Below are 25,218 nucleotides of genomic sequence, written 5' to 3' on the forward strand. Positions count from 1 at the left end.
CTGCCATGTCCCGACTTACGCACCCCACTCATCAACGTCGCTGTGGCTGGAACGCTTGGCTGCCCGAGCGCCACGTTCAAGCGCCGCTGGCAGGGCACCAGCATGCTGATATCGTCATCGTTGGTGCCGGATATACCGGTGTTGCTGCCGCGTTAGCTTGGCAGCAGCACCGTCCCGATGATCGCATTCTAATATTAGAGGCCGAGCAGGTAGGTGAGGGAAGCCCTGGGCGTAACTCGGGTTTCATGCTGGAAATTGCGTTGGCCAATGATGCTCATCCGGATGAACTCGCGCGCATGTCGCGCCTGAATGCTTTGAGTCGTGAAACCATGGCGTGGCTGCGCCAGCGAGTCGAGCAACAAGGCGCGGACTGTGAACTCCAGCACAGCGGCACCTATCGCGCTGCGCGAAGCGAACTGGGAATCGAGGCACTGGCCAAATACCGCCGCTTTCTCGACGCCGCACAACTTCGCTACGAAACCCTTGATCGTGAGGCGCTTGGCGAGCGGCTAGGAAGTCGTTATTACCGTCAGGGACTCTACTCGCCGGATTGCTATTTAGTGCAGCCAGCGGCATTGATTCGTGCGCTGGTGGATAGCCTTCCAAGCGCTATCACGCTGCATGAGTATTCCCCAGTACGCGATGTACTCGCTAATGGCGCTGGCTGGCGAGTTATCACCGATGAAGGCGAGATCAATGCGCGGCGGGTCATCCTCGCTAACAATGCTTTCTCTCGTGCGCTGGGCGCTGATGCCTCCCGACTAACTGCCATCTATACCTATGCGGCCCTGACCGAAGTACTGCCTGAGCCACAGCGCCAGCGTATCGCCGCTACTCCTTGGGGGCTTTTGCCCGCTCATCGTTTGGGTTGCACCCTGCGTACTACCCAGGATGGGCGGCTGATGATTCGCTCGCGCTACAGCTACGAGCGAGAGGCCGATAATGCGCGCATCGAGAGAGAGCTGCGCAATAGCCTCGAAGCTCGCTATCCCGATCTTTCCCCCATTCGCTTCGAAAGTATGTGGGGCGGTACCACTGGACTTACTTATAACGGTGCGCCGCTTTGGGGTGAGATCGCCCCAAGGCTTTTCGTTTCGGCAGGCTGTAACGGCGGCGGAATCATCAAGGGCACTTATCTGGGCAATGCTCTGGCACGTCGCGCCATGGGGCTGGCGACCGAAGATATTCCCGCGCTCTTTGGCCAGGCCAGTTGGATGCCGCCAGAACCCGTTCGCAAGCTAGGGTTCCACCTGAAAAGTCGATTGGAGCAGCGCAAAGCCTCGGAAGAGACCTAAGGCATTTTTCCTTCTGGACATTCTTTAACGACTTATAAAAAAAGAGAGATGAACATGTCCCCAGATCAACACCTCGGCATTTTATCCATTCTTCCGGCTGCGCTTGCCATCGTACTGGCGTTCGTCACCCGCAATACGGTATTTTCTCTGGCGGTGGCATGCTTCGTTGGAGTATTGACTCTAGGCCAGGGGTTAATGGGCTTTCCCACCTTGCTTAAGGAGACCTTGGGCACCACCAGTTTCTCCTGGATTTTGCTACTCGAACTCTTCATTGGCACCGTCATTGCTTTTTTCCAGCGCACCGGCGCGATCCAAAACTTCACGCTTTGGGTTGAGCGACGCGCGCTGACCCGGGTGCGGGTCCAGCTCATTGCTTGGGTCATGGGCATGTTCGTTTTCTTTAGCGACTACTTCAGCCCGCTGTTCGTAGGCAGTACCATGCGCGGGCTCACCGACCGCTACCGCGTCTCGCGCGAAAAGCTCGCCTACATTGCTGACTCCACGTCGGCGCCAGTGAGCGTGCTGGTACCAATTACCGGCTGGGCAGTCTTCATCTCGGGGCTTTTGATCGGCATGGGACCGATCGATAATGCGGCTCAGGCGATGGGGGTATTTCTTCGCGCGATTCCCTTCAACCTATACGCGTGGATATCGGTGCTGACGGTAGGATTGGTCATCCTCGGCGTTATCCCGCTGTTCGGCCCGATGCGCCGAGCCGAGCGCCGCGCTAAGGAGGAGGGGAAGGTGCTACGCGATGGCGCCGAGCCGTTAGTAGGCGAGGAATTAACCGAGATTCCCGCCTACCCAGGCGCGCGCACTAGCCTATTCTTGAATTTTTTTGCCCCGGTGCTGATCGTCATTGGCGTCGCCGTGGGCACGTTCATCGTACTCAACTCAGCCAAGACCATGGAAGCCTTTCTGGCGGCAGCGGTATTTCTTGGTGTGGTGATGCGGCTACAGGGGATTCCCTTCGACGACATCATGAAAACTGCCATTTCGGGGATGAAAGGCGTAATGCCCGCCATCATCATTCTGGCGTTGGCCTATTCGCTCAACCAGCTCTCCAAGGATATGGGCACGGCCAACTATATCGTCGAGGCGTCACGCAACTGGCTCACGCCTTCGCTTCTGCCCGCCATTACCTTCCTAATCGCCGCTCTGGTAGCGTTCTCCACGGGCTCTTCCTGGGGCACGTTTGCCATCGTCATGCCGTTGGCGGTACCGCTCGCCTTTAACTTTAGCGCCGATACACTAACGCCATTGGTCTACGCGACGGTGGCGGCGGTCGCCGGGGGTGGGGTCTTTGGCGATCACTGCTCGCCGCTATCGGATACCTCAGTGCTGGCATCTACCGGAGCGGCGTCAGACCATATCGACCATATTAAGACCCAAATTCCGTTTGCCCTGGCCGTGGCTGTGCTATCGTTCTTTGTCTATTTAATGATGGGCGCAACGTTCTAACTCGGAGATGACGTGGGGCTGCTACAGTAATACCAAAGCCCCACGAGGAGTGCTGACATGGCCGGTGGTTGGGCGCGTGATGGCGCCGAGCAGGAGCAGATCGAAAGTACGCTGGAAGATGCCGTGCAGCGGGCGCGAAGCGAGATGCCCAAAGGCGAGAGCCGCCGCCACTGCGAGGAGTGCGATGCGGTGATTCCTGAGGCGCGGCGCAAGGCCGTGCCCGGCGTGCGGCTGTGCATTGAATGCCAGAGCGAGCGCGACCGTAAGAAAACCAGTGTGAGTGGTTATAATCGTCGCGGCAGCAAGGATAGCCAACTGCGCTGAGGCGGCAGAATATGCGATGCTAGGCGTCTGTTAATCACGCATTCGACCTACGAGACCGCATGAACGACGTTATCGAACTACTCAAAGCCCACCGTTCCATTCGCAAGTTCAGCGACCAGAAAATCCCTCATACGTTGCTGCTCGAGCTCATTCGCGCTGGGCAAGCAGCGGCCACGTCGAGCCACGTTCAGGCCTATACCGTCATCCACGTGGTCGACCCTGCCAAACGCGAGAAAATCGCCGAGCTCGCGGGTGGGCAAGGGTACGTCGCGACCAGCTCGGATTTTCTCGTCTTCTGTGCCGATATGAAACGCCCGACCGATGCCTCCGAGCGTACCGGCGCCAACGTTGAGCGCGGCATGACCGAGCAGTTGCTCGTGGCCACCGTCGACGTGGCGCTGATGGCCCAGAACGTGGCTATCGCCGCAGAGTCCGAGGGGCTTGGTATCTGCTACATCGGCGGTATTCGCAACAACCCCCAAGCCATTAGCGAGCTACTGGCGCTGCCTGAGCACGTCTATCCTGTCTTTGGCATGTGTCTGGGCTACCCCGACCACTCGCCGGAGGTAAAACCGCGCCTGCCCGTCGAAGCGATCCTCAAGCAAGACGTCTACAGCGATGATGGTGAGCAGGTCGCCGCCTTCGATGCCGCCATGCGTGACTACTACCAAGGACGCGGCAGTAACAACAAGACCACCGATTGGTCGCACAACCTCACACCGCTATTCGACAGTAAACTACGCCCCCATATGCGCGATTTTCTCATCGCGCGTGGCTTCAAGATGAAATAGTCCAGGCCGCTACTACGGCGTACGGCTACTTGGCTCGGCCTGCGGGTGTGGTTGATATATAATTAGCTGCTTAATTATTTATCAACCCGCAGGCAGTTCCATGGTCCAGATTTTCTATTCTCACCACACCGACACGCGTGAGTTCGTCCACCGTCGCATCAATACCGAGAGCTTCGATAAGGCCTGCGAGATCGTCGACCAGTATCCATGGGCTCAGGAGATCGCGCTGTTCGAAGAGCTAGGCGAAGGCGGTGGCTTCGAGTTTTTACTGGGGGATCGTAGAGGGCCGCACGCGCATTATCAGTTTACCCCGGTCGAAGAGGGCAAGGGCTTTCTCGATGTCACCGTGGTGGCGAAAAGTGGTTTGCTCGGCGTGCTAGGGCGCCGAGCCTTGAGTCGGCATTTCGATCTCGTCACCATCGAGGCCGCCAAGACGCACATTCAGGAGCTGTTCGAACACTCCGTCGAGTTTTTGTATAGAAAACATAAGTTACTCAAAAAGTGACAAGCCCGCGCTGTTTTGCAGTGACGTACAGGAAAAGAGAGCGTAAGACGCAAAGGATCCAACGGTAAGGAGGAATCCAATGACAAGCGCGCCACATACCGTAACGACACGTACCATGACACCCAACGAGCGCTTTTACGCCGAGCAAATGCTTACCCTGCGGCGCTGGCGTATGCGTTCTTATGCCCTAATGGGAGCGCTACTTTTACTGATGACGGCGGCAGTGATATGGCTAGGCTGGCAGCACCCCTATCTATTGACATCAAGCACCCTCGTTCCCTTCTTGCTCATCATGGTGCTAGTGCTGGGTATCTTTGGGGGGATACGCATTGCCAAGATGGGGGTGGGTAGAAAAGTCGTTCTAGGAGAGAAGGTTCACGTGCTGCAAGGGCCTTTTTCTGTAGTGACGCGCAATGGTGGCGGACAGAACGCCAGTTGGAGGGAGTACTTCGTAGGTAATGTCTCACTTAGAACGCCTTTATTGACGGACCTCGTTGCGCCGAAAAGCACTGATCAAGAAATAGAGGTAGCTGCGGTCTATCTGGAAACCTATCCAAAGAAAGACAAGCTATTCGATAAGTATCAAGGTACGGAAGCCCTTGCGCTTTACATCGAGGACCAGATCGATATCGATACGCTGATCGAAAAGCGTGGCCGGTACTATTTAGTGGCTCACTTCATCAAAACACTGCTCTTTATGATCTTCGTGCTGCTTGCAGGCGCTGGGCTTCTAGTGACCACCCTGAGTGCCGAATTCATAACGAGCATGAGTAGCGTAGCCGTATTGGCGGTCTTCATTGGCGATCTGATCGTAACGGTAGTGGGGGGCTATCTACTGATGAAACTCTCACGCAAGGTGCGTCAGTGGCTCAACCCGAAAGAGCGTGGCATCACTCACGCGCAGCGCGTTCGAGGGCTCTAGCGTGTCTGACGATGTACAAACGCTGGGGCATCGAGAGCTGACGCCCAATGAGCGGTTCCACGTCCGCCAGATTGCGCTGTTCAAGCGTTTAGGGCTCCACGCAACGGCAATCATTGGCGCGATTTTCGGACTGCTGGCTTTGCCTGTTTTTGCGCTCGCGTTGGGGCTGCTGTTGCGTTTTCAGTTCATCGTTGCCTTGATCGCGGCGGCAACGGCCGCGCTCATGGGGTACTTGGCACGCAGTATGATCCGCCATGGACGCCGCCGAAGACTGCACATCGCACCGCAAGTGTCCATGATCAAGGGGATACTGGAAGAGCGAGCGGACCGCTATTCCAACCCCAACGGCGGTGTCACCATCTTACATGAGCATATCGTCGGACCTTTCGAGTTCATTCGTCCGCTGGATGCGGAAGTCATATTTCGGCCCTTCGTTGGCAGGGTCTTCGAGGCGCACGTGGTCGAGCTTTATTACCAGACGTCGAATGGGGCGTTGATACCACTGAAGAAAAAGCGTGAAGCGGTACTGCTCAAGCTGGGGGAGGAGGTCGATATCGATGGCGTCTACCGAACGTATGGCCGTCTCTATTTTTATCGCTACTTTCTGGGGCATGCCATGATCATCGGGCCTTCGGCGCTTTTGAGCCTTGTGCTGATGCACTACACGATTCCGCTTGCCAGCGCGTACGGGCTAGGGTTTTTCACCGGAATGCTGGCCATGATCGTGCCTCTGGCCGTTGCCTTCGCCGTTGGATCAATGGTCTATTTCCTTTATCGCGCGTTGCGCAAGCGCATCGATCCAGGGTTCGTGAAGACCCATAAGGAGCGGCTAAGGGGGTAGGTGTGGCTCTCGAATATCAACGTGCCGGACGCCGTAGCATTGACACGAGACGCCGTGCTACGGTCGGACGGTTAGCCTCTTCTTCCATCGAGGATATATCCATGTTCACCGGTCTCAGCGCCTTCCCCTTGACGCCCATTAACGAGCAGGGCATTCGCGAAGACGCATTCGTGGGTCTGGTACAGCGCCTGGCGAAGGCGCGGGTGGATTCCATCGGCGTTTTGGGCTCGACCGGCAGCTATATGTATCTATCTCTTGAAGAGCGAGCCCGCATAACGCGGCTGGCGGTGGAGCACGCCGAGGGAGTGCCGGTCGTGGTGGGAGTTGGCGCGCTGGCCACGCGCGATGCGATCCGTCTGGCCGAGGATGCCCAGAGCGCGGGCGCGAGCGGGGTGCTGCTGGCGCCGGTATCGTATCAGGCGCTTACCGAGGAGGAGGTGTTCGAGCACTACAAGGCAGTGTGCGAGCACCTCGATGTCCCGCTGTGTGTCTACGACAATCCGGGCACCACGCATTTCTCTTTCAGCGATGCTCTGCATGGGCGTATTGCCGAGCTTCCCCGCGTGGCGTCGATCAAGGTTCCGCCGGTGTCGGCTGAGCCCAACGCGGCCGAGGAGCGTATCGCGCGGCTGCGCGCGTTGATTCCCGAAGGCGTTACGCTGGGTATCAGCGGCGACCCGGTGGCGGCGGTGGGGCTGACGGCGGGCTGCGATGCCTGGTATTCGGTGCTGGGCGGGCTTTTGCCGGAGCAAGCGCTTGCCATCACCCGTGCCGCCCAACGAGGGGATGCACGCGAGGCGCAGCAACTGTCAGAGGCATTCGAGCCGCTTTGGGCGCTCTACCGTGAGCATGGCAGCCTGCGCGTTATCGCCACCCTGGCCGAGGCAATGGGCCTAGTCAGAACACCGTGCCTGCCGCTCCCGCTCAAGGCCCTCGAAGGCCAGGCGCGGGAGCGTGTCGAGCGCTTCATCGTAACCGGTTTTACTCGGTGAGTTCGATCAGGCGATCCGCGTAGTCGGTAAACAGGCCGTTCACGCCCCAGTCGAGCAGGTGCTGCATTTCGTCGGCATCATTGACCGTGTAGACATGCACCGCCAGGTTGTTCTCCTGAGCCTGCTCCACGAAGTCTTCAGTGATGACCGGCTCGCCGTCATACAGATAGTTGGTGCCCAGCCCCACGGCGTAGTCTGCCACGGCCTGGAAGTCCGCATCGGTGATTTCGTCGGGGCCCGGCGTCACACCGGTCCACTCTACCAAGCGCTCGTCGTTGTTCTCGTCCGGGTAGTACCACACCAGTTGGATCAGCGGGATGCTCGCGTTCAGATCGTGAATCTTGAGAAGGCTCTCTTGATCGAAGGACTGGATCAGCACACGGCCGGTGTCGATCATGTCATAGGCTTCCAAGCGGCGAACCAACGCCTCTTCGACACCGGGGTTGAGCTCGGGGGATTTGGTTTCCAGATAGTAGCGAGCGTCCTGACCGAAGCGGTTGAATACTTCCTCGAGCGTTAGTATTTCGGCGCCTGCGAAGGTGTCGTCGGCAAGCTCGGGGTTCTCCTCGTTGAACCAGCTGCCCGCATCGAGATCCTTGAGTTCGGCCAAAGTGTGGTCGTTGATATGGCCCTCGCCGTTGCTGGTGCGCTCGAGGGTGTCGTCGTGAAAGGCGACCAGCTCGCCATCGCTGGTCATTTGAATATCCAGCTCGAGGTAGTCCACGCCCCAAGCGTGAGCCAACTCGAGCGCGGCCATGCTACTTTCCGGCGCATGGCCGCTGGCACCGCGGTGAGCGATCACCTGAAACGACTCCAGATCCTTTAGCTGCTGCTCCAGCGGCGTGGCATCGGCCAGCGCGCTACCGGATACCAGAGCACCGGCGAAAAGACCCAAGGGAAGAAAAGCGGTTGTGTGATGTTGCATGGACAGTCCTTTTGTTGAATGGTCGCTCAATGACCTTACCGGTTTTTAACGCGCTTCACCAAGTGGGGGTAGATACGTTCCTATGAGTACCTTGCAGGACCATGAAAGCGATTTTTCCAAAGGTTGGGTGACCGAGGCAGGCTTCAAGGTGCTCCAAGATGCCGAGATCTATGGAGCCTCGGCCAGCATCGGTGCGGGTAGTACGTGTCTGGCCACGTTATGGCAAACGCTCGATGAACGTGTGCTTTCGCTTTATATGCCCGATGAAGGGCAGGCGCAGGTGAGCGATGCCGCCGAGTTGGCGCACTGGTGCGAGCGCTATTTCCCCGACTGTTTTGCCGAATATCGAAGACGCCGAAATGGTGGCTAGAAGCTTTGAGTGTGCGGTAGCGGCTTGATCGTGCAGAGGGCATCTTCCATTAACGGATCGCTCAAGTTGTAGAACAACTGCATGCAGTGAACTCGAAGTATGGCAGACAGCGGATAGGAAGATGGCTCGTTCTGCCCCCTAGTATAATAACGAGTTATATTAGGTAAAATTAGACATGGCTTGCCGTTTACATCAGACTGTAACACAACGTTACCTTTGTAAGAGATTGGCTATCCATTTTGTAAGCCTTTTCTTACACGGCTGTAAGCCATTGTAGACAGTTGCCCTCAAGGGGTTGCCTTGTGGCACCAAGCCGCTACCCTGAGTCGTTCTCATTGCCTATAACGATCAGGGAGCGGCACCATGACCGAGAGCACCGGCGTGCATTTCACCTTGACCCTGCCCGGCGCCGAGGAGACCGCCGTGGTGCGCTTTACCCACCGCGAAGCGCTCTCGACGCCGTTCGAGCTGAACGTCGAGTTTGCCAGCCGCGCCCACGATCTTTCCCCTGCCGACTGCCTGGATCGCAACGCCACCCTGACCATCTGGGAGGACGGCACGCCGCTGCGCCGAGTGCATGGCATCGTCAGTGAGTTTGCCCAGGGCGACCGGGGGCATCGCCGCTCCTTTTACCACGTGGTCATTCGCCCGGCGCTGTGGCGCCTGTCGCTGCGCCACAACGCGCGTATCTTTCAGGGCATCACGCCGTTTGACGCCATCACCACGCTGGCCGACGAACGCGGTATTACCGACCTCGCCTTTGCCACCACCCGCACCCCGCCCGAGCGCGAGTTTCTGGTCCAGTACCGCGAGAGCGATCTCGACTTCCTTCATCGTCTCGCCGCCGAAGAGGGCTGCTTCTACTTCCACGAGTTCGATAACGCCGACGACGGCGCCCACCGGCTGGTATGGGCCGATAGCGCGCGCGTGCTCCCGGTACTGGGCGAACGAACCTACCACGGCCGTGCCGGCGGTACGCCCCCAAAACGCCATGTGCGCGCCTTGCGCCTGGTCAGTCGCGTGCGCCCCGCCTCGGCGATGCTCAAAGACTACAGCTTCAAACACCCGGCCTACGCCCAGCGCCACGAACACACCGCCCCGGACCTCGACGAGCACGCCCAGCGCGACGACTACGAGCACTTCGACTACCCCGGCCGCTATAAACAAGACGCTTCGGGTAAGCCCTTTACCCGCCACCGCCTAGAAGCACTGCGTGCCGATGCCCGCCTCGCCGAGGCCGAGAGCGATCTCCCCGAGCTTGCCCCCGGCGTCTGTTTCACCTTGACCGACCACGATAACGACGCCCTCAACTGCGATTGGCAGGTCATCGGCGTCGAGCACGTGGGCGAGCAGCCCCAAGCGCTGGAAGAGGATGGCATCGCGCGGGGAAGCGCCACTGGCGACGCCGCTAGCGAACTCATGACGCGCTACCACAACCGCGTCACCCTCATGCCGCGCGAGCAGACCTGGCGGCCCACGCCTAACCCCAAACCTCGCGTCGACGGCCCCCAGGTTGCGTTCGTGGTAGGCCCCGACGGCGAAGAGATCTACTGTGACGAGCATGGCCGGGTAAAGGTGCAGTTCCCCTGGGATCGCTACGCCGAGCCCAATGAGACCGCCAGTTGCTGGATCCGTGTGGCCCAAGACTGGGCCGGGGGCGGCTATGGCAGCGTGGCGATTCCCCGCATTGGCTACGAAGTCATCGTCTCGTTTCTCGAAGGCGACCCGGACCAACCGCTGATCACCGGGCGCACGTTTCATGCCGTCAACACCCCGCCCTACGCGCTGCCCGAGCACAAGACCCGCACGGTGCTGCGCACCCAGAGCCACAAGGCCGAGGGCTTCAACGAGCTGCGCTTCGAAGACGAAGCCGGCGAAGAGCAGATCTGGCTGCACGCCCAAAAAGACCTGGCGCTACTGACCCTCAACGACCGCACTGAAGAGATCCGCCACGACAGCCACTTAACAATACACCACGACCGCATCAGCGAAATCGACAGCGACGACCACCTCACCGTCCACGGCAACCGCTTCACCCACGTCCACGGCGACGACCACCTGCAGGTCGACCAGACGCACCACGCACGCTACGGCGATGCGCAGCTCACCGAGGCCGGGCAAGAGATCCACCACAAGGCGGGCAGCCAAGTCATCCTCGACGCAGGGGCCGAAATCACCCTCAAGGCCGGCGGCAGCTTCGTCAAACTCGACCCCAGTGGTGTGACCATTATGGGGGCGCAGGTGCGTATTAACTCAGGGGGAAGTCCGGGTAGGGGGACGGGGCAGGCGGCGCTGAATCCTTTGCGCCCTCGTGGCAGTGAAAGCGGCATAGGCAGCTATGATCAGTCGTTCATTGCCACGTGGAGCGGTACCGATATACCCGCTGCCCATATGCGTTATCGCATTACCGATGCCCAAGGTAATGTCATAAAGGAGGGGCGCACGAACGAGTTAGGTGAAACCGGGCTTACTGAAAGCGACGCGCCAGGCCGCTTGCACATCGATATTCTAGGAGACTAAGCGTGTCTACGAATGACGTTTTAGGTGCTACTGACGCGGCCTACACACCCACCGACGACACACAACCTGTCGTAGTGAGCCTACATGTGTGTAACAAGCAGGTGCCACCTGCCAACGAGAGCTTTTTAGGCAACTGCGAATGGTACTATCGCCCCCTGCACGATGAGTTCATCGAGAAAAGCGGTGTTGCAAGCTGGGAAGCCTTGAAAGCCTGGGCCACGTGGTGGAATCCCTTTAGTGATTCTGATGTGGTTCGACGCCTCTTGGCCAACCGCGATGAATTGATTGCGCCGGAAAGCACCCATGCCCACTGGTCGCGGCACGCCAATTTCATGATGCGCCATATCGGCTGTGGGCATCTGCCGCCTGACTATTACATCAGCTACGGTTATTACTACTGCTACACCTACGGTGAGCGGCTATATCCTCGTTTAAGCGATGCTGGAAAAGAGTGGTTAGCAGAAGCGCGATATTTGTTACAAGCAAATATCGAAATTGGTCTTAAAGATAATATGGACGGCGATGAAATCATGGTGGTATGCCGCCGCTATCCCAATCGGACTGTGCAGATGCAAGTTCCCCAATATGAGTTGGAAATTGATCCCACCACTTTTAAAACCTTTGCTTTCAATACCCATGTGCCTGCTTATCTAGATGCGGGGCTTGCGGACTTACCGATTACCGACTTGATGCGAATCGGCACCCAACCTAATGTCGAAGAGTGGCTGGATGGCGAAACATGGAAGCAAGCCACCGACAGCGCTGTCGAGGTAGGTAAGGATAAACTCAAGGGGGCGGGAGCTGCTATCTCAAGCGGGGCACAGGCAGCGGCCGAGGCCGTGGGTGAAGGTATCAGTGCTGTGGAACAAGCCCTATCACGGTTAACGCAGCACAGGCGTTAGGAGTCACTATGCGTCGAGTTCGATGGACAATCGCCATACTGGTCATTGCAATAGCCGGATATGTCATAGGGAGTGGAGGTATGTGGGAGCGCATCAGCAACGATTTTACGAAGGAAGATACTCCTTATGGGCCTGGAGATTTTCGAATTCGTAACGAACAAATTCTATCAATGAAATTGACCAACCCAGAGATAACATTCAAGCCACGCGAAGAGCGCAGTGATCCCAACAGAGCAGAACCTACGGAAGCGTGGATGGGGGACGTTGGTGAGTTGGTTAACCGTCGCACCGTACGCATTCTGGCAGGAAATATCGAAGATGGGATCGAGCGACGCTTTGATGAGCGGGCCCAGCAGGCAGATTGGTGGCTTTCTCCCGACTGGAATACGCTTTATCTTGCGACAGGCTGGGCGGATCGTTCTATTAACAAGCCCCCAGGACAGCGCTATCACCCTCAGCTCACTCAGCTATTTAAATCCACTGACCAGGGCGAATCCTGGGAAAAAATGCGCTGGCCCGAAGATCAAAATATTACGGCCCTGCGATTTATCGATCCCCAGCGCGGTTACCTGATCGGCTGGGGCCCCCATATTTGGCGTACCGAAGATGGCGGTGAGTATTGGGAGGAAATTCCTGTGCCAACAGGGGCACGCAATCCTGAAAACGAACGCCAGCGTTTCGATCTGGTTGCACTGGGCCAGGATGATGTCTTGCGCATGGCGTTCTTTGATGAGGCCCGTGGCGAAAGCGTCATTTACTCTCTCCCTTGGGGCGAAGACGAACCGGTCTTCGAAGTGGCCATAGGTGATTACGGGGTGAACGACATCGCCGCTAATGAGCAGGGCGAGGTCTATATTCTGGCCCGCAAGGGGCGCCCCATGTCCTTGATGCCCAGGGAACAACTGGTCCACCACCCCAGCTCTGTTTGGCATTGGAATGGCGATCAGCTAGCCGAGCTGCATGAGTTCGATAGCGATATTGTGGGCTATGCCCTATATATCACGCCGGAAGAAGGGCTGTTGTTCGATGGAGTTAACGAAGGCAGCCTGTTGGGCCAAGATGTCACCGCCGTTAGCTACGACGGCGGCGCCGATTGGATGATAGAAAACGAAGGGCGAAGTGCCGAGGGTGGCTATTACGATACCCGCACAGGCGAGCGGTGGCGTGTTTCTGGTTATTCGCTTTATCGGCGGGAGATTCCCTGAATAATGTGGCTACCCTTACGGCCTGAGCGTCCCGGCACTGAAATTGCAATGGGCCTGACGTCGGATGCCCTGCACAGGGAAGCGTAGCGCCACTTGGACCTGAATAGCATCGGACAGAGGCAGTCGCTGAACTTGGAACACGGCTATACCGAACGTGACTAGTTGGAATCGCCTCATCGTGCGCGGCGCGCAATCAGGGTACCAGTACGACGCCCTGGGCCGCATGAGCTTCCGCGCCCTGCAAGGCGAGCACTACCAGGTATTTCTTGCAGCTCCCTAATGGCGGGCTTGGTGATGATACCTGGTTGGGGCTGGGCTCTGCTGGGGCTAGGACTGGCCATCGGTGGATCAAGCTATGCTGCTATGAATCAGGACACCCCCTTCGAGCAGTTACTAAAGCGAGGGCCTTTGGGCACGCATTCCGATAGCGCCACGGTATCCGCTAACGATACCATTTACTATCCTCAGCTTTTGACACAGCTCAGCCCCATTAATATCGATGTAGTCCTCTATGGCAGCCTAAATCGCTCAGAACAGCTATCCTTGCTTGACAGTGTATGGGAATCGACTGCGAACAATCCCAGTAACCGTGATTATGTCGTGACCATTAGCACACCGCTCATTAGCCGTTATAAAATCGGTGAGACATTGAATCTAGGGGTTCAGGAGCTAGAGTAGATGGATACTGGTACCATCACCCCACTTGGCACCTACGAACAACTCTCGTATATCACGGGGGCGCCAGAACCCTTTGAAATTGGAAAGTGTCAGCTACTACCACAGCAAAGCGCCGTACGCTTTCTAGTTAAGCGCAAAGTTGCCGAGGAAAGCTATGATATGGGGGCGACCTCTTTAACCTCTACGTCACGACTTCGCATCGCCCTACAAGCCCGAGTCGAGTGGGAATTGGGAGAGATGGTGCTGCCCACCCCAATGTTGAAAGAGTACGAGCCCTACGCAGAAGGTCAACATGATGCGCTACCAGCGCGGTCATACCGCACGGTAAATAATCCGGTCGCTAATTTTATCAACTCCTTGATAGGGCGAAACCAAGATCCACGCTATTGGTACATCGAGGAGTTTCAGGTATGAGTGAGAATGCCTCCAAATCTTACAGCTCTACTGTTTACCGTGCTGATAAAATTCCAAAAATACCTGCGCCCACTAAAAAACGCGAGCGGATTGGAGAAGAATTGCTGCCTTATGGCAACTATGCAAAAATAAATCCTCATAATAAAATATGCGAAGATGCAGAGTTTGTTCAGAAGCGGGGTGTAGAGGATAGTAGTTTATACGAAATAGATGATTCCTGGAATCATCAAAAAATTCAGTTTCTTAGTAATAGCTCGATAGCTTTAATGAGTTTTTCGATAATTCCATATTTGGTGGTTTTGGTTTTAGGAGGGATTTGGCTCTTTTTTATCATAGAGATTTCCAGATTCGAAGGTGCGTTAAGTGTTTTTTATACTCTTTTTTTTCTATTTTCGGTTATATTGGGATTTTTGTAATCGGCCCTTTTTTGACAAGAGCAATAATGAGTGGCGTAGTTGTTTTTTTAACTCCTTTTAATTTCTTTTTTAAAGGTAAAGAAGACGCTTACTTAAAAAGTCGACAAAGTGAGCTCAACCGCCAAACCGGCATGGCGAGCTTCTCCCAAGGTAAAAAAAAGCAGCCACTCGTTGCACCCTTCATCGAATTTGATGGTTACGTCGAGCGCGTGGTACAGCGGGGCGGTATCTTCTATCGGTTGATGTTCGTGCATCGCTATACCGGTAAGCAGTTCAGCCAGACTTCCCTTAGTACCATCGTCGATCATAAGCACGAAGTGCATGCCCTCTGGGATATGCTACAGCGCTATATGGATGTAAGTCAGCCATTACCCGATGTGCCACGCCTGGAACCTTTCCGCCATCTCGACCCCACCACAGCCGAACACGACAGGCAAACTGGGCGCAACCCTCGATACTGGCGCGACCTCGATTTGGAAGTCTGGAAAGCAAACGAAGGGGCAAAAATGCGACAAGCGCAAATCGATTTTCCATGGGGCCGCCAGCGCTGTCAGCTCACCCCACAGCTCGGCAAAATCGATATGGCGGCTTATGAGGCTAAAAAAGCGGCTGCAGCGGCATAAAGTATTTAACTCTCGACCTGACATAAGTCGGTGAAGCCCCGCACTGTGCTGCGCTAGTAGCCCGAGCAGGGGGAAGGCGACGCAAGGTCCGCTGTTGCCAGGAGGGGCGCTATGCGTTGATAAAGTTGGCGCCGCTATCGGTTCAAACTCGAACGACCCTATTCAATGGGATAGTTGACGAGTGCCACTACTGGTCGCTCATCAAAGACGAACGTCAACCCCATTTACAGCGCGAAGGCCCTTGGTTGCTAAGCATTCCTCATGACCGGCTGGATCAATTACACCAGGTTTGACAGCTTTGATCGTTATATCGCTGGCGGCTCCTGGAACCTCCTGGGTGCCTTCAGTATAAGGCCTGGAGGTATCTACGAAACCCGACAGCTAAAGGCTTTGAGTGTGCGGTAGCGATATTGAGTTGTTAAACGAAGCTCCTTCGCCGTTTGCTAATGGTCTTGATACTGCACCAATGAGGCGACTAACGCTTCGGTTTCTTTCGGATGAGTTAGGCGGACGATACGAAGGTGGCGATAGCGTGCATCGAGCATGCTAGCGACATAACGTTGGCGGTTCGAGCGCCAGTTCATCAGCATCCATACTAGAATAGAGTCCCGGCTCATAAACGTTTGGCGAAAGCTCTCGCGATTACCCGTGCCGGGCCAGAGCTCTTCCTGGCTGATAATCCGTGAAATAGCCCGGTGAAGTGATTGGCGGAAGATGCGCCAAAAGCCGTAATCCAGCCAGACGATCATATCTGCCTCACGCCATTTTATTTCGCGGGTACGGTTGAAGTTGCCATCGAGTACCCAGCCTTCGGAATGGTCGGCCAGCGCAGCCTCGAGCTTTGGAAAAAACTCCTCATCCGGCGTGCCCTGCCAGTTGGCACGCCAAAATAGCTGATCGAGCTGTATATAAGTCACGCCCAATGCATCGGCGAGTGCTCTGGAAAGGGTACTCTTGCCGCTGCCGCTAGAACCCACAACGTTGATTTTCATGATCGCGACCTTCAAAACGGCGCGCCATTTTACGTAGACATGGATTTGTAGGCAAGATACTCGCAGTTTCTTGGGAGCTGAGCTTGTCAGCCTCAGGGGTGTCCGAGTCGAATTTGGGACAGTTAGCTGCGCTGATAGCTCGCTCTTATAGCTTAGTTTTTCAATAATTTAAAGAATTTTAGGGCTATTCAGCTTGATGATAGGCATAAGTTGGGCTCGGTTATTGCGGCTACATTATGGTTTGAGAATCTACGACGTTATTTTAAGCGTTTAAACCGAGTTGCAAGACATCGTGGCCAGAAAAATTAACGTCTTCTTATCGGTCGCTTAAGCCTATTTATATGTCGAAGCCTCTATTTGGAAGAAAGCAAATATATAAAATGGTTGACCATTTTTAGGTTAAAAATTGTTCATGAAAAAAGGACGGGCATAATTTTAAATATTTTATTAGTATATTTCTAATATTTAAATTTTTAAGTTTTTGAATTTTATTGATTTTTTTTGAATTATACTAAAGTATCCTATCCTAGGCGGAGGCGTTTCCTTATCTTCAATTGGTCAACCAATTGGAGGTGACTTGAATGAGTCAAACCGCTACCGCATCGAAGGCCGATACCCTCAAGGCGCTTCGGCAGCGAGCTTACAATATTCGCCGCCACGCCCTGCGCATGGGCGAGGTGCAAGGTCAGGGCTATGTGGGGCAAGCCTTGGGAATCGCCGATGTGCTGGCCGTTTCCTACTTCCACGCGTTAAAGATCGACCCCAGGAATCCTGAATGGGAAGAGCGGGATCGTTTTCTGCTCTCCATTGGCCACTACGCCATTGCCCTTTACGCCGCCCTGATCGAGGCCGGTGTGATCAGCGAGGACGAAATCGAGGACTACGGCAGCGACGACAGCATCCTGCCGATGTCCGGCATGGCGGCATACACCCCGGGCATGGAAATCACCGGTGGCTCGCTCGGTCACGGCCTGGGCATTGGTGTTGGCATGGCGCTGGGCCTCAAGCGCAAGCAAAGCACATCAAGAATCTTCAACCTGTTATCGGATGGCGAACTCAACGAAGGCTCCACTTGGGAAGCCGTCGCCTCCGCCTCGCACTTCAAGCTCGATAACTTGATTGCCATCGTCGATGTCAACGACCAGCAGGCCGACGACAAGTCTTCGCTGGTGCTCAACTACGAGCCGATCGCGGACAAATGGACGGCGTTTGGCTGGGAAACCTACCGTGTCGATGGCAACGACCTCGACGCCGTACTCGAGGCCTTTGATAGCGCGCTGGCGAGCAGCTCTGGCAAACCCCGAGTGATCATTTGCGACACCTTAATGGGCCGGGGCGTACCGTTTTTGGAGGAGCGGGACAAGACTCACTTCATTCGTGTCGACGAAAATGAGTGGAGCGTGGCGCTCCAGAAACTCGATGACGTCTACGGTATTCAGTCAGGGGAGAAATGAGATGAGCGCCAAGAAGAAGCTGAAAACGTCGGCCATGATCGCCTCTATTGCCGGTGAGGACCAGCCTACGACGGCAGCGCCGTTCGGCCACGCACTAGTGGAAGCCGCCGGCAAAAACGACAAGATCGTCGGCATGACCGCAGACCTGGGCAAGTACACCGACCTGCATATTTTCGCTCAGGCCTACCCCGAGCGTTATTACCAGATGGGCATGGCCGAGCAGTTGTTGATGATGGCCGGCGCCGGCATGGCCCGTGAAGGCTTCATTCCCTTCGTGACCACCTACAGCGTGTTTGCCTCGCGCCGCGCCTACGACTTCATCTGTCTGGCAATCGCTGAGGAAAATCTCAACGTCAAGATTGTCAGCGCCTTGCCCGGCCTGACTACCGGCTACGGTCCGAGCCACCAGGCTACCGAAGATGTCGCCATTTTCCGCGGTATGCCGAATCTGACCATTCTCGACCCGTGCGATGCGGTGGATATCGAGCAGTCCGTTCAGGCAATGGTGGATTTCAATGGGCCGGTGTATCTACGCCTGTTGCGGGGCAAGGTGCCGCGCGTGCTCGACCGCTTCGAAGGCTACCGCTTCGAGATCGGCAAAGCCAAGCAACTGATCGACGGCAAAGACGCCCTGATCATCTCCTCGGGTCTGATGACCATGCGCGCCATCGAAGCCTCCGATGAGCTCAAGGAGAAGGGCAAGAGCGTCGCCGTCCTACACTGCGCCACCATCAAACCGCTGGATAGCCAGACCATTCTGGACGAAGTGCGCCGTCATCCGGACCGCCCCGTTTTCGTCGCCGAAAACCATTCGGTGGTGGGTGGTTTGGGTGAAAGCGTGGCATCGCTTCTGATGAAAGAAGGGGTGGCCGTGAAGTTTTACCAGATCGGCCTGCCGGATGAGTTTTTGGATGCCGGTGCACTGCCTACTCTGCATGACCGTTACGGTATTTCTACTAAGGAGGTAGTCAAGACCATCGAACAAAACGCTTTTTGATGTGTGAGTTTTCAGCTTGCGATACGTCAGTCATAACCTACAAAAATTAATTTTACTGAGAGAAACGTCATGAAGAAAACTGTCCTTACGACCGCCATTGCCAGTGCCGTGTTTGCCATTAACGCCAACGCCCAGCAGGTTCTTCAACTGACCCACAACGCAGCGGAAGGCAACCCTAAATGGGAGGCCTCGGAGCTTTTTGCTGAGCTGGTCGAGGAAAAGACCGGCGGTGAGCTTGTTGTCGATGTGGGCGGTAACGCCCAGTACGGAGATGACATGGAAGCTCTGACGCTGATGCGTATGGGTACCCTGGCGTTCAGTACCAACAGCCAGGGCGCAACCTCAAGCGTTGTGCCGCAGTTCTCCGTGCTGGGCCTGCCTTTTTTGTTCGACTCGCTGCCCGCGGCCTGGAAGGTCATGGATGGCGACGTGGGCGAAGAGCTCAAGCGTCTAGCCGAAGAGCAGAACCTGGTGCTGCTCGGGCTATGGGACAACGGCATTCGCCACGTCAGCAACAACGTGCGCCCGATCGAGACCCCGGCAGACCTGCAGGGCCTGAAGATTCGTACGCCACCGGATGAAATGACGGTCGATATCTTCGAGGCGCTAGGCGCGAACCCCACGCCGATGAACTTCTCCGAACTTTACATCGCGCTCGAGCAAGGCGTGGTGGACGGCCAGGAAAACCCCTTGATGAATACCTACTCCTCAAGGCTTTACGAAGTTCAGGACTACATCTCGCTGACCGGGCACAAGTACGAGTCCACGCCGCTGCTCATGAGCAAGATGATGTGGGACATGCTCACCCCAGAGCAGCAGCAAGCGGTTCAGGAAGCGGCGGACGAAGCGGGCGAGTTCAATCGCCAGGCCTCGCGTGAAGCCGACGAGCAACTTCGCACCCAGTTGCAAGAAGCTGGCGTCGCGATCAACGAAGTGGAAAAGGCGCCCTTCATCGAAGCGACTTCCTCGGTCTATGACCTGTGGCGTGAAGAGTACCCCGAACTTGTGGACATGGTGGTGAACGCCGCTCACAACGGGCAGCAGTAACGAGCCGGAGGGGCATTTTCATGACGCTCTCAGTCGAGAGCCGCAAAAGCGAAGCCAGCAGGCCGGCTTCGCTTCTAATCGGCTCGAAAAACATGATTTATCAGATAGCCAAGTGGGTGGCGATCGTCTCGATCGTGAGCATTTTCATATCCCTGCTCACTGGGGTCGTCGTGCGTTATCTGTTCTCGACGAACCTTGGCTGGGTGACGGAGATTCCCAACCTGTTCTTTCCCTGGCTGACCATGGGCGCCATCGTGGCGGCGGCGGCCAAAAACGAACATATCGGCATCGAACTGTTGGTGGAAAAGCTGCCGAGATTTCCCCAGCGCGCGGTGACGCTGTGCGTCAACGTGATCGCGCTTGTGGCGTTCAGCACCATGGCCTATCACGGTTTGAACGTGGTGGACATCGCCGGTGGTCAGCGCTTTCCCATTACGCGGCTGGGCATGTCCTGGGCGTACTGGTCGGTGGTGGCCGGGTTTGCAGGGCTGGCGCTGGTCGCGCTGCTCAATATCGTGTTGATTCTGGTAGGTGGTGAGGTGCAGGCCGACCCGCAAGTCTCGCAAGGGGAGGAAGGAATATGACGGTTCAAATGCTCGCGGCGTTTGTTCTTTTCTTGCTCATGGCCATGCCGGTTGGGTATTCATTGGTCATAAGTGGCTGGGCGGCGCTTTCAGTCTTGGGCCCTATGCCCTCGAGCATGGCGATCATGAAGATCTTTCAGCCTACGCAAAGTTTTCCACTGCTCGCGATTCCTTTCTTCATTCTATCCGGTAGCTTGATGATGTCGGGCAAGCTCGGGCAGAAGCTAGTAGGGCTTGCCTCGATGCTGGTGGGCAAGTATCACGGCGGGCTCGGACAGGTAAGCGTGGTGGGCTCGACGGTGTTCGGCGGTGTGTCCGGCTCGTCGGTGGCGGAAGCTTCGGCGCTAGGGTCCATGCTTATACCTTGGCAGAAAAGAGAGGGGTATCCTGGCGCGTTCGGCGCGGCGGTCACATCGGCGTCCTCTGTCATCGCGGGGCTTATGCCACCATCGATTCCGCTGATTCTGTTTGCGACCGTCTCTAACAGCTCGATCGCTTCGCTGTTCGTCGCCGCGGTCATTCCCGCGCTGATGCTGTCGGCAGGCATGATGCTAGCCTGTTATATCGTTGGCAAGCGGCGCGGTTTTCCCCGTCTCAAGCTAAAGCATGCCCGCGCCGAGATGGTCAACACGCTGTTCACCGCGCTACCTGCGTTGTTGATGCCGATATTCATTGTGGTGCTACTCAGAGCCGGTATAGCCACTCCTACCGAGGTCAGCATCATCGCCGTGGCCTATGCATTGATGGTCAGCGGTATAATCTATCGCGATTTGACCGGCGAGCGGGTAATGGCGGCACTGGTCAACACTGTGATTACCACAGGGATCGTGATGCTGATCATCGCAGCGGCCAACATCATCGCCTATATCCTGACCTCCGGTGGTGTGCCCCAGGCAGTAGCCCAGTGGGCCGTAGAGTATCTCAAGCACCCGCTTTTGATCATTCTGGCGATCAACCTGCTGTTGCTGTTGATCGGCATGTTCCTGGATCTGCCCGCCGCCATTCTGCTTCTGGGGCCAACCCTTGTCTCCATTGCCAACGCGATCGGTCTGGACTTGGTGCAGTTGGGCATCATGATGTGCGTGAATCTGAGCATCGGTCTCTTCACTCCACCCATCGGCACGACATTGTTCGTCTCTGCGGCAATTGCACGTGAACGCATTGGCGCAGTGGTCAAGGAGCTCCTGCCTTTCTATCTGGTCGCCCTCATCGTGCTGCTGCTGGTCTCCTACGTGCCGGCGCTGATCATCTACTGAGGTTCGCTATGTATAACATTGCTTTTGCAGGACTCGGCGCCATGGGCCGCCCCATGGCAACGTGTTTGAAGAACGCCGGATTCGATGTGTTGGGCATCGATGCGTTCGAGCAGGTAGAAACGGCTTTCAATGGCCAACCCACTTCCCGTGAAGCGAAGCACCGTTATCTCAATGAGAGTGAGGCGCTGTTCATCATGGTGGTCAATGCCGAGCAGGTGCGCGCCTTATTGTTCGGTGACGAAGCCGCTGCCGATGCAGCATCGAGCGTGGTGTATTCGCTGAAAGAGGGCGCCTGTATCGTGCAGATGTCCACCATCGCGCCGGACGACGCCGCCAGTATTGCCAGCGAAGTGGCGGCGGTCCGTCCGGATATTCACTACATTGATGCGCCGGTGTCCGGCGGCGTGGTCGGTGCCCAGGTCGGCGAGCTGACCATCATGGCCGCCGGCAGCGACGAAGCGCTTGGCCTTTGCTCGAAAGCGTTCGAGGTCATGGGAAAGGCGGTATTCGTGGCCGGGCCCGTGCCTGGTCAGGGCGCGGCCATGAAAGCCGTCAACCAACTGCTGTGCGGCGTACATATCGCCGCAGCTGCCGAGGCGCTTGCGCTTGCTGAAAAGAGCGGTATTGAAGCCTCGGTCATGCTCTCCATGGTGCAGGGCTCGGCCGCATCGAGCTGGATGTTAGGCGACCGCGGCCCGCGCATGATTAAAGAGCCCGACGATGTCACCAGCGTCGTCGATATCTTCTGCAAGGACATGGGCATCGTCTGCGACTCCGCCAAGGCTGCCAGGGCGTTCACGCCGCTGGCGGAAACCGCCCGGCAGATGTTCGTGGCAAGTTCTGAACGCGGCGAAGGTAAGCTCGATGACAGCCAGGTCATCCGCACCTACCGCCTGCTCAACGGTTGTGGCTGAGCAGTAAAAAGCTACCGGCGTGGCCCCTATGCCTTTGGCGATCGCGGTTACAGGGGGCAGCCACCTGTATAGAGTGTTTGAAAGAGATGATATGACTCACACAAAATCGATAAGAAAGGAAAACGTCATGCTGCTTAAAGACAAGGTATGTATCGTGACCGGCGCGGCTGGTGAGAAAGGCATCGGTCTGCGAACCGCGCGGCTTTTTTACGAGTACGGCGCCTCCATCGTAATTTCCGATATCAACGAGCAGGCCTGCGAGGCGACCCGCCAGGAGTTCGACGCTGAGCGCTCACTGGTCGTAACCGGTAACGTCGCCAATCGCGACGATTGCTTCGAGCTGGCCCGCGCTGCGATGGAAAAGTTCGGTAGAATCGATGTGCTGGTGAACAACGCAGGCGTGACCCAGCCGGTCAAGTTCGAAGAGATCAAGCCCGAAGACTACGACCGCATTCTGGACGTCAACCTGCGCGGCATGATGTACATGTCCCAGGCAGTGGTACCGCACATGAAGCAAGGCGGCGCGGGGTCGATCATCAATACGTCGTCTGTATCCGCCCAGCGCGGAGGTGGCATTTTCGGCGGCCCGCACTACAGCGCGGCCAAGGCGGGCATGCTGGGTCTGGGCAAGGCCATGGCGCGAGAGCTTGGTGCATCGGGTATTCGCGTCAACTCCGTCACACCGGGCCTGATCACTACCGAAATCACCGCCGGTAAGCTTGATGATCAGATGAAGGCCAAAATTATCGAAGGCATTCCGCTGGCTCGCCTGGGCGCACCGGAGGATATCGCCAATGCCTTCCTGTTTCTGGCAAGCGATCTTTCCAGCTATATCACCGGCGCCACGCTCGACGTGAACGGCGGTATGCACATTCACTGACTATTTCACTGACTATGGTAAGCTGCCTCTGTATTCAGAATGAGTACTCATGATACGTACTTTGATTGCACCAGTGATGACGACTGGGTATAGGGGTGGCATTTGGATGACGCTATGAGCCAACTTGATCCGAACCTTTTGGATAGGCTTAAGGAGTTTGTTTCCGTCTCCGAACTGTCCAAGGATGGTCGGCTGAAACTTCCTCCTGAAAGAGCGTTATGTGAGCATTTCGATATGCACCGCTCGTCGGTCAGAAACGTTCTTTCGATCCTACATAGCCTTGGTTTCATCGAGCGAAAGCAGGGCAGCGGCACTTTCTTGAAGATGCCCGAGCCGGTATTCATACAGCTCTATTTCGAGTTAGCGTTGAAGCTCAACTATATCTCGGTGGACCATCTTGAAACCGCTCGAGAAATGTTTGAAAAAGAGATTGTCCAGGCCGCTGCGGTTAACCATCAGACTTATGAATTAGCCAAGCTTGAGGTGCTGTGCAGCAAGATTGTCAATTCCACTGACGTACTGGAAGGCATACAGGCCGATTACGAGTTTCACGAACTGCTCGCGATCATGGCCAAAAATCCCGCCGTGCTGATCATATTTCAAGGGCTTTCCTCGGTGCTCAAAAAGGTGCTGCATCAGCGTCGGGTGCTGGCTAGGCAGTCCTCAGAAGCGCAAAAGAAAACCAACGAGACCCATATCGCTATCGTGGATGCCGTTAAAACCCGCGACCGGGAGTTGGCGCGCCAGGCCATGCATGATCACTTTGAAACCTGGAACCAGCACACCATGCGGACATTCAATGCTTTAGGCGAGAGCATTGGAATAAGTGGCTGATCGTTCATAATTACAGGTTAGTTATGTGGTACTCAATAGCCAATGGCTCTTTCATATTTTCGGTCGTAGTCGTAGTGCCGTGCTTCATTGGGGATCATCTAGTGCCTATATTTTTTAGATACCATCAGCCTCCCGCCTAAACCACTCCACTAACCGCTCGCAGCGCTGCGCGCCCGGGTGGCTCCCGTTCTTATCGAGCAGCCAAAGGCAGAGCCTGGCCGAGGTTTCGATGCTACCCCAGGGGGCGATGAGCCGTCCGCTTTTCAAGTCGTCCTCCACCAGCAAGCGGGGCGCGATGGCAACGCCAAGCCCCGCCGTTGCGCCTTCCAGCAAGTAGTAAAGGTGCTCGAAGCGCTGGCCTGTTTTGAGTGCGTCATCAAGCGCCTCTGGCAAAAGCCCTTGGGCGCGCGCCCACTGTGGCCAGGCCTGGGGGCGCGAAGCGGTGGTCAAAAGGGGCTGCTCGAAGAGCGTCTCAGGGCGGGCTGGGTCGATTCGGGCGGCGAGGGCAGGGCTTGCCACGGCGCAGATCTCTTCGGCAATCAGCTCGACGACCGTGACGTTTGCGGGCCAGGGCGGTTCGGCAAATAAGAGCATTGCGCTTACCTGCTCGGCCTGGTCGGATATCTCGCTTTGGCTAACCACCACCTGCAAATTGAGCTCGGGCAATGCCTGGCGAAGCGGCTCCAGCCGTGGAATCAGCCAGCGCGCCAGAAGGCTTCCCGGGCAAGCGAGGGTAAAAGGCGCGCCTTCCACCTCACGCTTGAGCGTAGCGCAACTCTCGTGCAGGCGGGCAAAGGCTTCACTCAACCCGCTTTGCAGCGTTTCGCCGTGAGGGGTGAGTGCAATGCCTCGCCCCGCCTTGGCGAAAAGCGCGGTGTTGAAATGGGCATCCAGGCTTTTCAACTGGCGGCTAACGGCGCCATGGGTCACGTTGAGCTCCCTGGCCGCAGCGCTCACACTACCCAGGCGCGCGGTGGCTTCAAAGGCGCGCAGGGCGCTCAAGGGGGGTAGGCTCTGGTTCATCGATAGGTGACCTCAGCTCACAGGTGGGTGATATCTTATCGATTTTTTTATCG

Annotated in this window: 26 protein-coding genes; 23 read left to right on the forward strand and 3 right to left on the reverse strand. The window is 56.4% G+C overall.

Translation table 11 applies throughout. From position 1 onward, the window contains the following. Positions 1–5 precede the first annotated feature (5 nt). The 8 genes from LLY24_RS05380 (at position 6) to LLY24_RS05415 (ending at position 7,131) form a co-directional block, all read left to right on the forward strand. Positions 6–1,295, forward strand: a complete 1,290-nt coding sequence (locus LLY24_RS05380; RefSeq protein WP_259035258.1) for an NAD(P)/FAD-dependent oxidoreductase — start codon at positions 6–8, stop codon at positions 1,293–1,295. Positions 1,296–1,349: 54 nt separating this feature from the next. Continuing rightward, a complete protein-coding gene (locus LLY24_RS05385; RefSeq protein WP_259035259.1) occupies positions 1,350–2,756 on the forward strand; it encodes a Na+/H+ antiporter NhaC family protein in 1,407 nt (468 codons plus the stop codon). A gap of 57 nt (positions 2,757–2,813) precedes the next feature. After that, entirely contained in the window at positions 2,814–3,080 is a 267-nt protein-coding gene (locus tag LLY24_RS05390; RefSeq protein ID WP_259035260.1) for a DksA/TraR family C4-type zinc finger protein, read from the forward strand. Between the two features lie 59 nt (positions 3,081–3,139). After that, on the forward strand, positions 3,140–3,871 hold the full coding sequence (gene nfsA, locus LLY24_RS05395) for an oxygen-insensitive NADPH nitroreductase (RefSeq protein ID WP_259035261.1): 732 nt from the start codon (positions 3,140–3,142) through the stop codon (positions 3,869–3,871). Between the two features lie 100 nt (positions 3,872–3,971). Next, positions 3,972–4,376, forward strand: a complete 405-nt coding sequence (locus tag LLY24_RS05400) for a hypothetical protein (protein WP_259035262.1) — start codon at positions 3,972–3,974, stop codon at positions 4,374–4,376. Positions 4,377–4,455: 79 nt separating this feature from the next. After that, positions 4,456–5,298, forward strand: a complete 843-nt coding sequence (locus LLY24_RS05405) for a hypothetical protein (RefSeq protein ID WP_259035263.1) — start codon at positions 4,456–4,458, stop codon at positions 5,296–5,298. A 1-nt stretch (position 5,299) separates the two neighbouring features. Beyond that, a complete protein-coding gene (locus tag LLY24_RS05410; RefSeq protein ID WP_259035264.1) occupies positions 5,300–6,139 on the forward strand; it encodes a hypothetical protein in 840 nt (279 codons plus the stop codon). A 101-nt stretch (positions 6,140–6,240) separates the two neighbouring features. After that, complete coding sequence (locus LLY24_RS05415; protein WP_259035265.1) at positions 6,241–7,131, forward strand: dihydrodipicolinate synthase family protein; 891 nt, start codon at positions 6,241–6,243, stop codon at positions 7,129–7,131. Here LLY24_RS05415 and LLY24_RS05420 read toward each other — a convergent pair. Continuing rightward, complete coding sequence (locus tag LLY24_RS05420; protein WP_259035266.1) at positions 7,121–8,056, reverse strand: glycerophosphodiester phosphodiesterase; 936 nt, start codon at positions 8,054–8,056, stop codon at positions 7,121–7,123. The genes LLY24_RS05415 and LLY24_RS05420 overlap by 11 nt on opposite strands. Before the next feature lie 82 nt (positions 8,057–8,138). Here LLY24_RS05420 and LLY24_RS05425 point away from each other — a divergent pair, with 82 nt between their 5' ends. The 7 genes from LLY24_RS05425 to LLY24_RS05455 all read left to right on the forward strand — a co-directional run bounded on the left by LLY24_RS05425 (position 8,139) and on the right by LLY24_RS05455 (position 15,184). Then, positions 8,139–8,426 (forward strand): hypothetical protein, encoded by a 288-nt coding sequence (locus LLY24_RS05425; protein WP_259035267.1) that lies wholly within the window; start codon positions 8,139–8,141, stop codon positions 8,424–8,426. A gap of 363 nt (positions 8,427–8,789) precedes the next feature. Beyond that, positions 8,790–10,946, forward strand: coding sequence for a type VI secretion system Vgr family protein (locus LLY24_RS05430; RefSeq protein WP_259035268.1), 2,157 nt, complete (start codon positions 8,790–8,792; stop codon positions 10,944–10,946). 2 nt (positions 10,947–10,948) lie between these two features. Next, positions 10,949–11,848 (forward strand): hypothetical protein, encoded by a 900-nt coding sequence (locus LLY24_RS05435; RefSeq protein ID WP_259035269.1) that lies wholly within the window; start codon positions 10,949–10,951, stop codon positions 11,846–11,848. An 80-nt stretch (positions 11,849–11,928) separates the two neighbouring features. Further along, positions 11,929–13,053, forward strand: coding sequence for a WD40/YVTN/BNR-like repeat-containing protein (locus tag LLY24_RS05440; protein WP_259035270.1), 1,125 nt, complete (start codon positions 11,929–11,931; stop codon positions 13,051–13,053). Between the two features lie 678 nt (positions 13,054–13,731). Then, positions 13,732–14,145, forward strand: coding sequence for a hypothetical protein (locus LLY24_RS05445; RefSeq protein WP_259035271.1), 414 nt, complete (start codon positions 13,732–13,734; stop codon positions 14,143–14,145). After that, entirely contained in the window at positions 14,142–14,561 is a 420-nt protein-coding gene (locus LLY24_RS05450; RefSeq protein ID WP_259035272.1) for a hypothetical protein, read from the forward strand. Before LLY24_RS05445 ends, LLY24_RS05450 begins: the two co-directional genes overlap by 4 nt. Positions 14,562–14,587: 26 nt before the next feature. Further along, positions 14,588–15,184 carry a hypothetical protein gene (locus tag LLY24_RS05455; RefSeq protein ID WP_259035273.1) on the forward strand — a complete coding sequence of 199 codons (597 nt, stop codon included), beginning with the start codon at positions 14,588–14,590 and terminating at the stop codon, positions 15,182–15,184. A gap of 443 nt (positions 15,185–15,627) precedes the next feature. Here LLY24_RS05455 and LLY24_RS05460 read toward each other — a convergent pair whose 3' ends face one another. Then, a complete protein-coding gene (locus tag LLY24_RS05460) occupies positions 15,628–16,176 on the reverse strand; it encodes a P-loop NTPase family protein (RefSeq protein ID WP_259035274.1) in 549 nt (182 codons plus the stop codon). A 581-nt stretch (positions 16,177–16,757) separates the two neighbouring features. Between LLY24_RS05460 and LLY24_RS05465 the strand changes: the two genes are divergently transcribed. The 8 genes from LLY24_RS05465 (at position 16,758) to LLY24_RS05500 (ending at position 24,142) form a co-directional block, all read left to right on the forward strand. After that, positions 16,758–17,630 carry a transketolase gene (locus LLY24_RS05465; RefSeq protein WP_259035275.1) on the forward strand — a complete coding sequence of 291 codons (873 nt, stop codon included), beginning with the start codon at positions 16,758–16,760 and terminating at the stop codon, positions 17,628–17,630. 1 nt (position 17,631) lies between these two features. Then, complete coding sequence (locus tag LLY24_RS05470; protein ID WP_259035276.1) at positions 17,632–18,627, forward strand: transketolase family protein; 996 nt, start codon at positions 17,632–17,634, stop codon at positions 18,625–18,627. Positions 18,628–18,696: 69 nt separating this feature from the next. After that, positions 18,697–19,674 (forward strand): TRAP transporter substrate-binding protein, encoded by a 978-nt coding sequence (locus LLY24_RS05475; RefSeq protein ID WP_259035277.1) that lies wholly within the window; start codon positions 18,697–18,699, stop codon positions 19,672–19,674. Between the two features lie 92 nt (positions 19,675–19,766). Further along, positions 19,767–20,258 (forward strand): TRAP transporter small permease, encoded by a 492-nt coding sequence (locus LLY24_RS05480; protein ID WP_259035278.1) that lies wholly within the window; start codon positions 19,767–19,769, stop codon positions 20,256–20,258. Between the two features lie 8 nt (positions 20,259–20,266). After that, a complete protein-coding gene (locus tag LLY24_RS05485; protein ID WP_259035526.1) occupies positions 20,267–21,514 on the forward strand; it encodes a TRAP transporter large permease in 1,248 nt (415 codons plus the stop codon). A gap of 8 nt (positions 21,515–21,522) precedes the next feature. Beyond that, positions 21,523–22,428 carry an NAD(P)-dependent oxidoreductase gene (locus tag LLY24_RS05490; protein WP_259035279.1) on the forward strand — a complete coding sequence of 302 codons (906 nt, stop codon included), beginning with the start codon at positions 21,523–21,525 and terminating at the stop codon, positions 22,426–22,428. 127 nt (positions 22,429–22,555) lie between these two features. Next, a complete protein-coding gene (locus tag LLY24_RS05495; protein ID WP_259035280.1) occupies positions 22,556–23,308 on the forward strand; it encodes an SDR family NAD(P)-dependent oxidoreductase in 753 nt (250 codons plus the stop codon). Between the two features lie 114 nt (positions 23,309–23,422). Further along, the gene (locus tag LLY24_RS05500) at positions 23,423–24,142 is read left to right on the forward strand and encodes a FadR/GntR family transcriptional regulator (protein ID WP_259035281.1); all 720 of its coding nucleotides are present in this window, start codon (positions 23,423–23,425) and stop codon (positions 24,140–24,142) included. A 114-nt stretch (positions 24,143–24,256) separates the two neighbouring features. Here the strand turns inward: LLY24_RS05500 and LLY24_RS05505 are convergent, their stop codons facing one another. Next, on the reverse strand, positions 24,257–25,165 hold the full coding sequence (locus tag LLY24_RS05505; RefSeq protein ID WP_259035282.1) for a LysR family transcriptional regulator: 909 nt from the start codon (positions 25,163–25,165) through the stop codon (positions 24,257–24,259). Positions 25,166–25,218: the final 53 nt, after the last annotated feature.

This window comes from Halomonas dongshanensis (genome assembly GCF_024790395.1).
GTDB lineage: Bacteria > Pseudomonadota > Gammaproteobacteria > Pseudomonadales > Halomonadaceae > Vreelandella > Vreelandella dongshanensis.